The organism is Eubacterium sp. CAG:161, from assembly GCF_000432355.1.
In the GTDB taxonomy this organism is placed as follows: domain Bacteria; phylum Bacillota; class Clostridia; order Lachnospirales; family Lachnospiraceae; genus Eubacterium_G; species Eubacterium_G segne.
In genome coordinates, this window is record NZ_HF991848.1 from 1 (window position 1) to 13,789 (window position 13,789).

A 13,789-nucleotide genomic window follows, 5' to 3' on the forward strand; every position below is an offset into this window, starting at 1 on the left:
ATGATATTAAAGGCAGAAAATATGTGGGAGCAAATCGGAAATATTATTTTTCAGATGTGGGACTCAGAAATGCCAGATTAAATTTTAGACAGCAGGAACCTACTCATATAATGGAAAATATTGTTTATAATGAACTGCTTATCAGAGGCTATAATGTGGATGTTGGTATTGTAGAGGTATATGCAAAAAATAATGAAGGGAAAACGACTCGAAAGCAATTTGAAGTTGATTTTGTAGTTAATCAAGGTAGTCAGAGATATTATATTCAGGTGGCTTATGATATGACTTCTGAGGAAAAGCAGACACAGGAATTTAATTCATTCAGAAATATTCCGGATTCATTTAAAAAGATTGTGATAGTAAATGGAACGAAAAAGCCATGGAGAAATGAGGAGGGCTTTGTAATCATTGGAATGAAGTATTTTCTGCTTAATGCGGATAGTTTGGAGTTTTAGTATGAAATGGGTGGAATGCCAATCAACATGAAGGAACTCGGTATCACTCCCACAGATGAGCAGATTCCTGATGCAGAAAATATTAATGAAAAAGTAGCATAAAAGTGATATAATAGTTATTAAACAAATAGACAATGTTTATGCATTAAGAGATGTAAGACATTAGTGAACGGAACACAAAACTAAAGTAGAGAAAGGAGATGTGTATGAGCAAAATCCAAAGGCATTTTAAGATGATGATTGGTGGCTTTATGTTTTTTGCAGTTTTTCTTATTGGAATGAGATGTATGAGAGAGTCTGTCTATGCACTGGGAGATGTGTCAAGATATCATACTGAATTTATTAATCAGGCATGTCCAAATATAAAAGTAATAGGTAGGGCATATCTGGTTGGTCCTGACAATGTGGCACATTGGAAAAATCATATTGCCATGGATGTAGTACCTGCAGGAACAAAGATTCAGGGTAAAACAGTAGATCCTAAGTATCTGCCACAGGACAATATTGAAAATTTAAAGGTGCTGTATTCAAGTGTTATAGGATATTAAAATTTCACATGGATTAACGGTGCGTATCTGGAAAGCGAAACAGCCAATTTACAGGTGGTAGCATATGATAAGTATACTGTTACTTTTTGGAGTAACGGATATAAAAGTTTTACAGGAGCACCGGTTATGTGTGCCCAGTATTTATTACAAGCTTCACATCCACCAGGATTTTATAGAACATCCAGAAACAATGTCTGGATTGATCTTGACAAAGAATATAACCGTATACCGGAAGGCACAAATATTACATATGTTGCTGAGGGAAAAGTAACATGTGGATTTATTGGTATTAGTCCAATACCGGGAACAGCAGACAGTGGTGATGTATACAGAGTAGGAATAAACCAAAAAATATATATAGTTACCACAAGAAGACTTTATTCTAATACACCGGATACAGATGATTTGTATTACAAAGTTATATTCCAGGGGAACAACAGTACCAACTATCTAATGAACGGATATGGTTACTATTATGTAAAAAGTAAGTACATAAACCTTTACAAAAATGGAACAAAAGTGCCAAATGACGCGGTAATGAAAAAAGTTTATAACTTGAAAACATTAAAGGAAATTGGTGTTAGAAAGTCAAAGGATGAGTCGAATAATGACAATGTTGTAGGGTTTCTTCAGGCAAATGCAGAGATAGAAACATTGCCAAAGGAAAGTGATTCAAATTGGACCACGGTATGGTTTAACAGTGAAAGAGCTTATGTTAGAACCAAATATTTGACAGATGTAGAGCTGGTTGAAAAGAAAACTAAAGTAAAAAATCTTTTTGTAAGCAATGTAAAAAATAATCAATATGTATTGTCATGGTCTAAGTCTCCTGGATGTACAGGCTACAACATTACATATACCGGTATAGGGAAAAACTCGAAAGCTTTCTTTAAAAAGACCGATTATAAGAAAACATCAATTACTGTAAACAGATCTTATTTTAAAAATAACAGAAATATTATTCTGGTTAATATTGCAGCAAATTATAAAACAGGAGCAACAGAAGCTACACAGATAGTTCTTTCGTTGGACAACAGACCACCAAAGATGAAAAAGAAGCGTCTTAATATAAAGAAAAAACAGATATCCTTTGAAAAAATGCTGATACCTGTTGATATTGTTCAATATTCAAAAAATAAATCATTTAAGAATGCTAAAACTGTATGGGATAAAAAGGGCGGTGGACTTAGGGCAATTAAAAAGCTAAAGCCTAACACAACTTACTACATAAGATATAGTATTACAACTGACGTATCCACTCTAAAAGGATATAAGAAAATTGGTGGAATTTGGTCCAAGACGATAAAGATAAAGACAAAAAAATAATACTATTTAACCGCAAAATGAAATTAAATAACAAATTTATTTTCATTAAGAGTTTCATAGTTGTCGATATGGCAGATTTCAATGTGGTCACCTTTCCATCCGATATCACAGTCACTATTAAATTTTAAAAATAATCACCTTCAAGCTATAATTCAAAAAAATATAGTTTGAAGGTGATTTTATATGGCTAGATATAACAAAGTTGAAATTTTTAATGGAGGAATGTATGAAGAAAAAAATTAGAATTTTGTTTTGGTATGGATTAATTGGAGTTGCGTAGGTGGGACCGGAAATAGTCAATTATTATCATTGTATAATTTTTTACATGATTTTAGAAATAATGGAGGGAGTATATTTAAGGTATATGGAGTTACAAAGGAAATATTTTATGAAATACTAGATGGAAAGACATATTGTGAAGTTATTGAGAAATATCCTTTAAAAGGGCAATTAAATATTTTGGATGATTTTTTAGATGTAAAACATAAATATTATAGAACTGAGGAATACGAAAAAATGTATGGTGCTGATTTCTTAGAAATTCAGAAAATAGTAGAGTGTGAACTGGGAAAAATGAAAATGAATTAAAGTTGAATAGTACACAACTACTGCGTTATTGAATAATAATATTTAAATGATATGATTTTTTAATAACATTCTATAGGAGGAGAAATATGCTATTTTTATCAGAAAACTTAAAAAAGTATAGAATATTAAAAAATTTAACGCAAGAAGATGTTGCCGGATATCTTGGAATTACATCACAGAGTGTTTCAAAGTGGGAGAGGGGTGAAACAGTACCTAATACAGAAACGTTAAAACTTTTGTCTAAGGAATTTGATGTTTCAATTAGTACACTTTTAGGAGAACCACGGAAACTTGTTTGTCAATGTTGTGGGATGCCAATTGAAGATGATTCGATATTAGGTCGAAATAAGGATGGCACGATAAATGAGGAGTATTGTAAATGGTGTTATGCTGATGGAACATATACATATAATGATATGGACGAATTAATAGATGTATGTGTTAAGCATATGGCTAATGAAGTGTTTTCTGAAGAACAGGCAAGGGCATATATGAAGGATATGTTTCCGAAACTGGGTTACTGGAAAAGATATGATGAACTTAGCGATAATGGACAGTTTGAAGAATTTAAGCAGCAGCTAATAAAGGAAATAAATGATTTTCATATAGAGGGACTACCTAAGGTGGAAAGATTAAATGCACTTGTTGGGAAATATGTGAATTTGGAATATACTTTGCCTAATGGTAAACAAGTAAAGTTTTTAGATGACAATAAAACTTATTTAGGTAACCAGTTGAAATCAGAAAATGATGGGAAAAGATGTTTTGGAGTTCTTGCAAACATAGACTTTATTATGATATGCACATATGATGAAAACGGTGAAAATCCGGAACTGGTTATGTATAAAAAAAGATAAGCAGATGAGAAACAATAGAGAATATTAATAATTAATGTGAAAGGTCTTATGGCAATTATAAGCTGTAAGATCTTGTTTTGTACTTAACACTTCTACAAATTTTTCCGAAGATTATTATAAGGTGAAACCGGCACTCTACATTTAGGTTGAAAAATTTACATGAAGAGAGTATTATAATTTTAGTTAGACCAGACTAACCTAAAATGCTATTTTTTAGCTTATAAATTGTGGAGGATAGTTGAAAAATTTGAAATCCGTAAAGGGATGCGTATGCATTGTGTTGTGAGAAAAATCTAAGGAGCATATAATTATGAAAGAAAAAGTAGAGGTAACCGGCGTACCGGAAACAATGATTCAGACCTTGTATGCAAGAGCTAAGGAAACAAAGAAAGATGATGCAAAAATCATTGACGATATAGCCGTACGAATTGTTGAAAAAATAGATTATGACTTTTCAAAAGCAGATAATGACAAGACTATGAGTAGTGGAGTAATTGCCAGAACAATTGTGCTTGATAACATAGTCGAGCAGTATTTGAATCAACATCCGGATACAATAGTTATAAATATAGGATGCGGTTTAGATACAAGATGTTATCGAATGAAGGACAAATATAGTTTATGGTACAATTTAGATCTGCCGGAGACAATAGAGATAAGAAGCCGTTTTCTTGAAGAAAAAGGGCCAATTTATCAGATTGCAAAGTCTGCAATGGATATTTCTTACACAGACAGCATTACATATAATGGTGAAAATGTCCTTGTAATAGTGGAAGGATTATCTATGTACTTGTGTGAAAATGATATTAAACAGATATTTTCCATCATCGAAAAATCCTTTAAAACAGCTACGGTAATGATTGAAACAATGTCACCGTTTTTTGTAAAACATATAAAGGAAAAGTCTATTGAAGGCAGCAATGCCAAGTTTAAATGGGGAGTTAAAAATGGCAGAGAACTGGAGAAAATAATTCCACAATTTAGATGGAAGAAGGACGTAAGTCTGGTAGAAGGAATGAAAAAAATTATGCCAATCTATAATGTAATTGGAAAAATACCTATAGTTCAAAGCATGTCTAATAAAATTGTGGTTATGGAAAAGGAATAAAGAATAAATCTTTTAGAGTGCGAAAGTTTTTAGGGGAAATAAATGAACAAAAACTATAGGAAGTAGAGATTATTTTTAGTTGTTGACACCCCTTAATACATTTGATATTATTTATCAGTAAATTAATATTCCATGAGGGAGTAGTTAGCGCGAAAGTGTGGTTTGTCAACATTCTGATTATAGTAAAGAGTATAATCTGGCAAATCTTAAATAATGAGACTCATGTATATCAATTAACAGCTTATGTATTACACACCAGCTGGTAGTTGATATACATGAGTCTTTTTTACTTAATATCTGCCGGGTATACTTGTAATATCAGGTGCTTTTACAGACGACACTGTTGTGGAAAAAAAGGAGAAAAAATATGGAGAAAATTATTAACAACGCCCCATTCGCCCTTGTACTTGTGTTTCTTGTAATAGGTTTTGTCTTACTTATTAAAGGAGCAGATTTTTTCGTGGAAGGAAGTTCAAGTGTAGCAAAGAGATTGCATGTTCCGTCTATAATTATCGGACTTACAATTGTTGCTATGGGAACATCCCTTCCGGAAACAGCAGTCAGTGTATCGGCTTCACTTATAGGCAACAATGAACTTGCAGTAAGTAATGTAGTCGGATCTAATATATTCAACCTGATGGTTGTTATTGGTGTGTGTGCAATGATTGCTGCAGTAAATGTTGCAAAAGAAACAATAAAGAGAGATATCCCATTTTCCCTTGTGTGTGCCGGACTTTTAATGATTTTAGGCATTGTTGCATTTGGTGACAAATCCGGTATGACACTGGGACACTTTGATGGTGTGATATTACTTGGATTCTTTGGAGTTTATTTTTTCTACATGATTAAAATTGCATTAAAGGCAAGTAAAGAAGGCAGAAAAGTCGAGATTGAAGGCGATTGTGATGAAGAAATTAAGCTGGTTTCAGTTCCTATGAGTATATTATTCATAGTTGGTGGAGTAATGGCAATTGCAATCGGTGGAGATATGACTGTAGATGCCGCTTCAAGAATAGCAGGGGAGCTTGGTATGAGCCAGACACTTATTGGACTCACAATTGTCTCAATAGGAACATCACTTCCTGAACTTGTAACTTCAATAGTTGCAGCCGGAAAGAATGAAGTGGATATGGCACTGGGTAATGCAATTGGTTCAAATATATTCAATATACTTATGGTACTTGGTATAGCATCAGCAATCAGCCCAATCAGTATAATTACTGAAAATGTTATTGATTTGTGCGTACTTATGATATTTACGGTATTAGTATGGATATTTGCGGGAACTGGAAATAAAATCGGAAGAATCGAAGGATTAAGTATGGTTGCATTTTATGCAGCGTATATGGTTTACATCATAATAAGATAAAGGAGATATCAGACAAATGTTGTTATTTGTAAAGGTATTTTTTACTGAATTCATAGCGGAAATGGGAGATAAGACACAGCTTATGCTTATTGCACTTACTTCTAAATATAAATTAAGAGATATTATATTAGGAACTGCCACAGCAATTCTTGTACTTAACGGACTTGCTGTTCTTGCAGGTGGACTTGTCAGTGAATTTATTCCTAACTGGTTGATTAAAACCATTGCGGCACTGGCATTTCTTTATTTTGCCACATCAACTGTCACAGGGGATGATGACGATGAAGAGGAAGAGGGGGGCAAATCAAAGATTAAGTTTGCACCACTGGCAGTTTTTTTCACATTCTTTGTAGCTGAGCTTGGAGATAAGACACAGCTTACAGCCATAACATTTGGTGCTAATGAAGGTATGAGTGTAGCATTTATTGTATGGATTGGATGCTCTCTGGGGCTTTTTGCGGCGGATATTCTTGGAATGTTAGTAGGCTATTTATTAAAGAGTAAAACTCCGGATGGATTGCTTAATACACTGGCATTTGTAATATTTTCTGTATTTGGTGTATACACACTTTATCAGGGACTTAAGCTGATAGGAGCAAGCGTCTTCCCTATACCTGTGCTACCAATACTTATAGCTATAACAATTGCTTTCGTTGTTTTATGTGCCTGTCTTTTCGCAAGAAGAGAGAAGAAAAACAGGTAAGGAAATATACGTGATATACAAATCGGAATTTAACACTTGAGAAAAGAAGAGTAAACATGGCAAAGAAAGATTTGAAGTTATATTTAGAAACGGAAGTGGACTTAAGGATGAAGGGAAGGTTATAGTTACAAAGTAAAATCCAGTTTGATGAAGATAACAAAAATCATTCATATCCTTTGTTATATAGTTTTTGAATGTTTTCAGGAAGTTTATCAGGCAACAGGGCATTTATAGTATCTTCGTTACCATCTTTCTGTGCAGTTTCGTAATACCGGCACTTGAATTTTAAGAAGGAGAGAGTCTTTTGAAGTTCCTGGATTTCAGTTTCAACAGCTGATTTTCTGGCTTCAAATATTTCTTTCCTTTTTTCATAGCTGGAGCTGCCATCAGATACCCATATAAAAAAAATTGCTTTATATCTTTGATCTCAAGACCAGATTTCTTCTTAAAAGATTATAGTGAGAATGATAAAAGTGCATTTGAAAAAGCCTACAATGGTCTGCAAGGCTGGGTAGACTGTCTTGAAAAGACTTCCTTAAAAGGCATGGTTGGTGGTGGAATTGATGCTGCCAACAGAATACCTACGAATACACATCCCCAAAAACAAAACGCACAGGATTTTCTTGCCATAGCAGGCATGATTTCAGATTAAATAGGCAATGCAGAAGATTTATTAAAGTAAGATTGCCATTGGCACTTCAGGAATTTTTAACCCAGATGTCATTTTTGGCACTGTGCGCCTTTGTGAATAAACTGGGATTGGAGGCTTCGTCAGGATATGGGGTGGTTTGCAAGATAGTTAATTTTGCAATGTTGGTTCCAAGTGCCCTTATGCAGTCCATGGCATCATTTGTATCTCAAAATGTAGGTGCCGGAAAGCACCACAGAGCAAGAAAGTCCATGTTTACGGGAATGGTGTAGGATTAGCTGTGGGAATTATTGTATTTATGAAAAAAATGCACCTGGAATCCAAACGTAAAACAAACGAAAAACAAAAAATATGTCTAAAAAGCAAACGAAAATCAAACGTAAAAAAATACGTTTGATTTTTGCTTTTAAAAGAATATAATATGACAAGACAAAGAAGGGTTGTTATGAGAGAAACAAGAAATTTAGAATATAAAAGACAAATAGCAAATACACAAAAAATGGTAATAGAAAGCAAGTGCCTCTTAGAAATTTGTTTGACTTTTTTTAAAATCAGAAATATAATATCGTATTGAACGAGTAGCAGACTAGCGTAAATCCAGTTTTTGCTACTCTTTTTTTGTTTTAAAATATATATAGTGTAATTAAAAAGTGTGTAGCCTATCAGCGTAAGTCCAGCTTATGAAAAAGGCACACACTTTTTTTATGGAAAAAGGAGGGTTAAATTAAGATGGCTACAGGTAATAAAATGAAAGAAATGCCGGTAAATAAGCTTATGGTTGAAATGGGAATACCAATGATTTTGTCTATGGCATTGCAGGCAGTCTATAATATTGTGGATAGTGCCTTTGTTGGAAATATGAAAGAGGGAAGTGAAGCAGCATTAAATGCACTTACACTGGTATTTCCGGTTCAGATGTTAATGGTGGCAATTGGAATTGGAACAGGTGTGGGAACCAATGCACTGCTCGCTAGAACCTTGGGACAGGGTAACAACAAAAAAGCCGCAAAGGTTGCAGGCAACAGTTTGTTTTTAGGGGTAATCATCTATGTGGTGTGTTTATTATTTGGAGTAGTTGGGGTAAGGACATACATTTTATCCCAGACAGTTGATAAGGAAGTTATATCCATGGGAACAGGTTATTTGAGAATATGTTGCGTGTTTTCTTTTGGCATTATATTCTTTTCATTGTTTGAAAAACTGCTACAGGCAACAGGACGTTCTCTCTATTCTACCATTGGTCAGATTGTAGGTGCCGTGGTAAATATTATCTTAGATCCCATTATGATATATGGTATAGGGCCTGTTCCTAAAATGGGGGTAGAGGGAGCTGCATATGCAACTATAATCGGACAGATAGCGTCAGCAACTTTGTTATTTACTTTCCATATAAAACTAAATAAAGAGTTTGAACATGGTGTAAAGTATATGAAACCGGAGAGAAGAATTATAAAGGAAATATACGCAATCGGACTTCCGGCAATTATTGCGCAGGCACTTATGTCTATTATGGTTTATGTGATGAATCTGATTTTGAAGTTCAGTCCTTCGGCACAGACTGCGTATGGTCTGTTCTATAAAGTACAGCAGTTCGTGTTGTTCCTTGCATTTGGACTACGAGATGCCATTACGCCGATTATAGCTTTTGCCTATGGAATGGGAAATAAAAAGCGAATCAAGGCGGGAATAAAATACGGCCTTATATATACGGGAATCATGATGATTTTAGGAGTCCTTATTACGGAAATATTTCCGGGGGCGTTTGCAACATTGTTTAATGCAGGACAGTCAAGGGAGTATTTTATCAGTGCAATGAGGATTATTTCAATTAGCTTTATTTTTGCCGGAATCAACATAGCATATCAGGGAATTTATCAGGCATTAGAGGGCGGTATAGCATCCCTTGTAATTTCTCTGCTTAGACAAATGGTTATTATATTACCTTTGGCAGGAATTTTTTCTGTTGCCGTAAGAAATGGTCATATGGGAGTTTCGCTGATTTGGTGGGCGTTTCCAATAACAGAGATTATAGCCTGTCTGGTGGGATATGCATTTTTGAAAAGGATAGAAAAGAGGGAAGTGGAAAGTTTAAGTTAAAATTTGTAAGAATACACTGGTTTAAAGAAGAAATACTATATAAATAGGAATTTTATATCCTAAATATTGATTTATCTCCTAAAAAGCAATAAAATTTAGGAGATAAATTATGGATTGGGATAAAGGGATGAGAAAACAATGGAAGGTTATATGATTTTATTTGTAATAATGATTATTATAGGAATAATCATTATTGTATCAAGTATATATAATAGACAAAAAATAGCACCGTGGCTTTTGATTACCTTGTGCTTAATAGGTATTTTTATGGCAATTATTTCATGGGTAATGTTATTATGTTTGGGCTTTTTTATGAGGTAAGGAAGTAATCAAAGGAAGTGTTGTGACGAAAGATGTTCCATCAATGGTGGTGGCTGCCGGAAATCCTTGCAGGGTAATTCGCAGAGTATGTGAAGAAGATAAAATTCAGGCAAAGGATTTGGCATTTTAGAAAAATAAAATTAAAAAAGTCGCAAAAATTGCGAAAACTAAAAGTGTGGGATTATCCTGGAGAGGTGATTGGACCAGCCCGGTGGATATTCCACATTTTTATTTGGGAGAATGGGGAGACACTCCGCTGTATTTAAAAAAGAAATACAAAGATTATGATACTTTTAGAAAATCATGGACAGTTAAAGTTAGCAATGGAAAGGAATTACGAATATGGAATCGAACCAAGACAAGAGCCATTAGGAAAGTGCCAAATGGTAAAAAGGTGGAAGTAATGTTTGTAAAAGGCAAATATGCAAAAGTCAGATACAGGGGAACTGTCGGTTACATGAAATCAGCTTATTTGAAGTAGAGAAAATTGACAGAGGTAACAGGGAAGCATTGGTGACGGATGCTTCCTTGTTGTATATAGAATGGAATATATTAAAATTATACGATATGTGTTAAAATGATTTATTGGCACAGGCAATTTTACAGGAAATACGAATTTTAAGGAAATACTTAATATGAAAGAAAAATCATTAGCAATTCAGGCAGGTATATTGGCATCTGCCGGGCTTACTACAAAAATAATAGGATTTGTTTACAGAATACCTATGGCAAATATATTGGGAAATACGGGAAATGGTATATATTCTGTAGCATTTGGAATCTATGGAATTGTTCTAACACTGTCTTCCTACAGTATGCCGATTTCCGTTTCAAAACTGGTATCTGAAAAGGCAGCAGTAGGAAGTAAAGAAGATTCAATTAAAGTTTTCAGGGTGGCAATGCTGGTTTCAGTTATCGTTGGAGCATTGGCTGCAATGGGATTATATTTTGGAGCGGATGGGCTGGCAGGAGTGTATAACAAAACAGGATTGGAAATGCCATTGAAGGTTTTGGCACCTACTACGTTTATCGTTTCAGTTTTGGGATGCTTTAGAGGTTACTTCCAAGGATATGGGAATATGGTACCAACTGCACTGTCACAGATTATTGAGCAGATAATTAATGCAGTAGTAAGCATCATTGCTGCCGGACAAATTACAGTTTTGATTATTGGGAGCAATAATGAAGCTGCATTGAGAGCAATGGGTGGAACCATGGGAACATGTGCAGGGGCAATGGCGGCACTTGTTTGCGTAATGATAATTTATTATAAAAATAATTCCGGAAACAAAATCAGAATGTCCATATCCTATACTGAGGTAAAAGAAATATTTGCGTCATTATTATCCCTTATGATTCCAATAATATTAAGTCAGACAATTTACCAGATAGGATATACGGTGGATGATTATCTTTTCGCTGATATTATGAGCTTAAAGGGTTTTAAGGAAACGTATATCACTGATTTACAGGGTGTTTTTAATACGCAATATACCCAAATGATAAATTTGCCAATTGGAATGGCTACAGCATTTGGTGTTTCCGTTATTCCTAAACTGACTACGGCATTTTCCACGAAAAATAAGTTGAAAATTAATCATAATATAGCTCAACTTATTAAAATGACAGGCATGGTAGTATTGCCGGCAGCAGCAGGTCTTACATTATGTTCTGATGAAATAATGAGAGTGCTTTTTCCAAATCTGAGAAGTTTACATAATTTGGCTGCAAATCTGTTATTGTATGGTAGTATATCGGCAGTTTTATATTCATTCTCAACTATTTCAACGTCAATACTTCAGGGATGTAATTATTTTAAGGTACCTGTAATTAACAGTGGAATATCCTTGGGTGTACATATCGTGTTGGTTGTATTTATGATTAAATATACGGATTTGAGAGCCTACGGATTACTTATTGGAGATATTATTTTTCCACTGCTTATATTGATTTTAAATGCAGTATTTATTAAGAAAAAAATATCGCCACAAATCCACTGGAAAAATACTCTTTTAAAGCCTTTGGTAGGAACTTTCATAATGGGAATGGCTATTATAATATTTAAAGTATTGGTAAGCAATACGAATATAAGAAGTCTGTTTTTACTGGTAGCAGAAATTGTAATTGGAATTGCGGTGTATGGGGGATTTACCATTAAGTTTTTAAAACAGGGAGAGCTAAGTTAATTAAATTAATCAACAAATTAAAATAATTAAGTAACGATTAACTAATGTAAAGCCGAATAAATGCTATAATCATATAAGTTAGAAAATACTTATCAGTTTGAAAGGAATAAAATCCATGAAGAAAGCATTGATTATTATATTTACATTGCTAATCGTTATTTTTGCAGCAAATATTATTTTTTATATAATTACTGACGACACGGTAGTCGGCGTGGTGGATGATAATATTGTTAATAGGGAAAAGACCTTAGACGAATTTTTTAATATAAAATCCCAAAATCTTGCAACTCATACATATTCAGAGAATGTTAGCTCAATAGACGGATACAAAATAAAATTATTAGAATCTGCCATAGATACAAAAAATCATAAGGGTTATTTCAAATTTGAATTGACTTCAAAAGACACAGATATGAGAAAAGTTTTTACAAACGAATCTCCGAAAAATCAACAAACCTTTTGTGAAGAACAGGATGGATATGGACGGTTTGAGTTTTTTGTCAGTCCGGATATGGGAACCGGTACCATAGGTGAAGATGGCGGATTTATAAAACATAAGAACAAGATGTTTATCTATTATTCCTATAACATAGAAGGAACTGATGTTAGTGAACCAAAAGAAGTTTATTTATGGGACAGAAATGTTATAAGTAATGATTCTTCTACTTCCCATGAAAGCAAGATTGCTGACCAATTTGTAATTAATTGATAGGTATATGGAAAATGAACCGGGTAAATTCGATTCTCATATTAAAATTGACAATATGTGCATATTAAGGTATCATACAAATAATAAATAAAAGTGTTTTTATACAAAAACAAATAACAGAAAGGCAAAAATGAAAAATTTGAGGGAGGAAAGATGAAGGTAAATAAGAAAATAACGATAATATGCACATTGGTAGTATTGATAGCTGTAATAGCCGGGGTAATAATTAGGCTTAATAGTGAAGGAAAAGCAAATGTGTATGTTAGCAACTGGAATGGAAAAGATAACAGATATGCAATTTGTCAGACAAATGATGAAAAACGAATCAAAACAAACTATGGTGAATGTTGGACAAGATTTTATTCAACCAAAAGTCTGGATGATTTTGAAATAGGGCTACCGCAATCCCACTGTCTTTAGACGGTGGGTTAAGGTAGCCGGAAGCGGAGGTTTGTGCTATACTTGCGTTATGGGAACGTGGAAATCAAAAAACAGACACAAATATTTGTTACAGTATCATATTATTTTCGTATGCAAGTATAGAAAGAAATTGCTGATGTCAAAACAAATATCAGATGATATAAAGCAGTTTTCTTATGAGATATGTCAAAAGCATAAAGTCATTATCAGATATATGGAGACAGATAAAGATCATATTCATTACATGATAGAAACAGGACCAACAATGTCTATCAGTAAAATAGTAAATCTGATGAAGAGTTATACAACATATCATATTTGGAAAAGATATCCGGATTATCTACGAAAACATTTCTGGAAAAAACATACTTTTTGGACGGACGGATATTTTGTCTGCAGTGTAGGAAATGTTTCAGAAGAGATGTTGAGAAAATATATAGAAAATCAAGGATA

At 33.7% G+C, this 13,789-nt stretch carries 16 protein-coding genes and 1 pseudogene; all 17 read left to right on the forward strand.

Annotated elements, in window-relative coordinates:
• On the forward strand, positions 1-455 hold a 455-nt coding region (locus Q5O30_RS01560), incomplete at its 5' end, for a DUF4143 domain-containing protein (protein ID WP_302674513.1).
• Between the two features lie 206 nt (positions 456-661).
• Complete coding sequence (locus Q5O30_RS01565; RefSeq protein WP_021952006.1) at positions 662-1,003, forward strand: hypothetical protein; 342 nt, start codon at positions 662-664, stop codon at positions 1,001-1,003.
• Between the two features lie 54 nt (positions 1,004-1,057).
• Positions 1,058-2,329 (forward strand): hypothetical protein, encoded by a 1,272-nt coding sequence (locus Q5O30_RS01570; protein ID WP_302674514.1) that lies wholly within the window; start codon positions 1,058-1,060, stop codon positions 2,327-2,329.
• 309 nt (positions 2,330-2,638) lie between these two features.
• On the forward strand, positions 2,639-2,917 hold the full coding sequence (locus tag Q5O30_RS01575) for a hypothetical protein (protein ID WP_302674515.1): 279 nt from the start codon (positions 2,639-2,641) through the stop codon (positions 2,915-2,917).
• A gap of 86 nt (positions 2,918-3,003) precedes the next feature.
• Entirely contained in the window at positions 3,004-3,774 is a 771-nt protein-coding gene (locus tag Q5O30_RS01580) for a zinc ribbon domain-containing protein (protein ID WP_021952009.1), read from the forward strand.
• Between the two features lie 310 nt (positions 3,775-4,084).
• Positions 4,085-4,882 carry a class I SAM-dependent methyltransferase gene (locus Q5O30_RS01585; protein WP_021952010.1) on the forward strand — a complete coding sequence of 266 codons (798 nt, stop codon included), beginning with the start codon at positions 4,085-4,087 and terminating at the stop codon, positions 4,880-4,882.
• Between the two features lie 367 nt (positions 4,883-5,249).
• Complete coding sequence (locus tag Q5O30_RS01590; RefSeq protein WP_021952011.1) at positions 5,250-6,251, forward strand: calcium/sodium antiporter; 1,002 nt, start codon at positions 5,250-5,252, stop codon at positions 6,249-6,251.
• A 16-nt stretch (positions 6,252-6,267) separates the two neighbouring features.
• Positions 6,268-6,954, forward strand: a complete 687-nt coding sequence (locus Q5O30_RS01595; protein ID WP_021952012.1) for a TMEM165/GDT1 family protein — start codon at positions 6,268-6,270, stop codon at positions 6,952-6,954.
• A gap of 421 nt (positions 6,955-7,375) precedes the next feature.
• Complete coding sequence (locus Q5O30_RS01600; protein ID WP_302674516.1) at positions 7,376-7,606, forward strand: hypothetical protein; 231 nt, start codon at positions 7,376-7,378, stop codon at positions 7,604-7,606.
• 38 nt (positions 7,607-7,644) lie between these two features.
• The gene (locus Q5O30_RS01605; protein ID WP_370553096.1) at positions 7,645-7,875 is read left to right on the forward strand and encodes an MATE family efflux transporter; all 231 of its coding nucleotides are present in this window, start codon (positions 7,645-7,647) and stop codon (positions 7,873-7,875) included.
• 457 nt (positions 7,876-8,332) lie between these two features.
• A complete protein-coding gene (locus Q5O30_RS01610) occupies positions 8,333-9,700 on the forward strand; it encodes an MATE family efflux transporter (protein WP_021952013.1) in 1,368 nt (455 codons plus the stop codon).
• Positions 9,701-10,034: 334 nt separating this feature from the next.
• Positions 10,035-10,151, forward strand: a pseudogene (locus Q5O30_RS11665) (sugar O-acetyltransferase); the annotation flags it as partial.
• An 81-nt stretch (positions 10,152-10,232) separates the two neighbouring features.
• Positions 10,233-10,502, forward strand: coding sequence for a hypothetical protein (locus Q5O30_RS01615; RefSeq protein ID WP_302674517.1), 270 nt, complete (start codon positions 10,233-10,235; stop codon positions 10,500-10,502).
• A 154-nt stretch (positions 10,503-10,656) separates the two neighbouring features.
• The gene (locus Q5O30_RS01620) at positions 10,657-12,207 is read left to right on the forward strand and encodes a polysaccharide biosynthesis protein (protein WP_021952016.1); all 1,551 of its coding nucleotides are present in this window, start codon (positions 10,657-10,659) and stop codon (positions 12,205-12,207) included.
• 115 nt (positions 12,208-12,322) lie between these two features.
• Complete coding sequence (locus Q5O30_RS01625; protein ID WP_021952017.1) at positions 12,323-12,916, forward strand: hypothetical protein; 594 nt, start codon at positions 12,323-12,325, stop codon at positions 12,914-12,916.
• A gap of 153 nt (positions 12,917-13,069) precedes the next feature.
• Positions 13,070-13,336, forward strand: coding sequence for a hypothetical protein (locus Q5O30_RS01630; protein ID WP_021952018.1), 267 nt, complete (start codon positions 13,070-13,072; stop codon positions 13,334-13,336).
• A 49-nt stretch (positions 13,337-13,385) separates the two neighbouring features.
• Positions 13,386-13,789, forward strand: a 404-nt coding sequence (gene tnpA / locus Q5O30_RS01635; RefSeq protein WP_302674518.1) for an IS200/IS605 family transposase, incomplete at its 3' end; no start/stop codon positions are given.

Excerpts from the sequence above, each read along its gene's own strand:
- Q5O30_RS01595 (WP_021952012.1), top strand. The coding sequence starts at position 6,268 with ATGTTGTTATTTGTAAAGGTATTTTTTACTGAATTCATAGCGGAAATG.
- Q5O30_RS01625 (WP_021952017.1), top strand. The coding sequence starts at position 12,323 with ATGAAGAAAGCATTGATTATTATATTTACATTGCTAATCGTTATTTTT.
- Q5O30_RS01580 (WP_021952009.1), top strand. The coding sequence starts at position 3,004 with ATGCTATTTTTATCAGAAAACTTAAAAAAGTATAGAATATTAAAAAAT.
- Q5O30_RS01565 (WP_021952006.1), top strand. The coding sequence starts at position 662 with ATGAGCAAAATCCAAAGGCATTTTAAGATGATGATTGGTGGCTTTATG.
- Q5O30_RS01620 (WP_021952016.1), top strand. The coding sequence starts at position 10,657 with ATGAAAGAAAAATCATTAGCAATTCAGGCAGGTATATTGGCATCTGCC.
- Q5O30_RS01590 (WP_021952011.1), top strand. The coding sequence starts at position 5,250 with ATGGAGAAAATTATTAACAACGCCCCATTCGCCCTTGTACTTGTGTTT.
- Q5O30_RS01610 (WP_021952013.1), top strand. The coding sequence starts at position 8,333 with ATGGCTACAGGTAATAAAATGAAAGAAATGCCGGTAAATAAGCTTATG.
- Q5O30_RS01585 (WP_021952010.1), top strand. The coding sequence starts at position 4,085 with ATGAAAGAAAAAGTAGAGGTAACCGGCGTACCGGAAACAATGATTCAG.
- Q5O30_RS01630 (WP_021952018.1), top strand. The coding sequence starts at position 13,070 with ATGAAGGTAAATAAGAAAATAACGATAATATGCACATTGGTAGTATTG.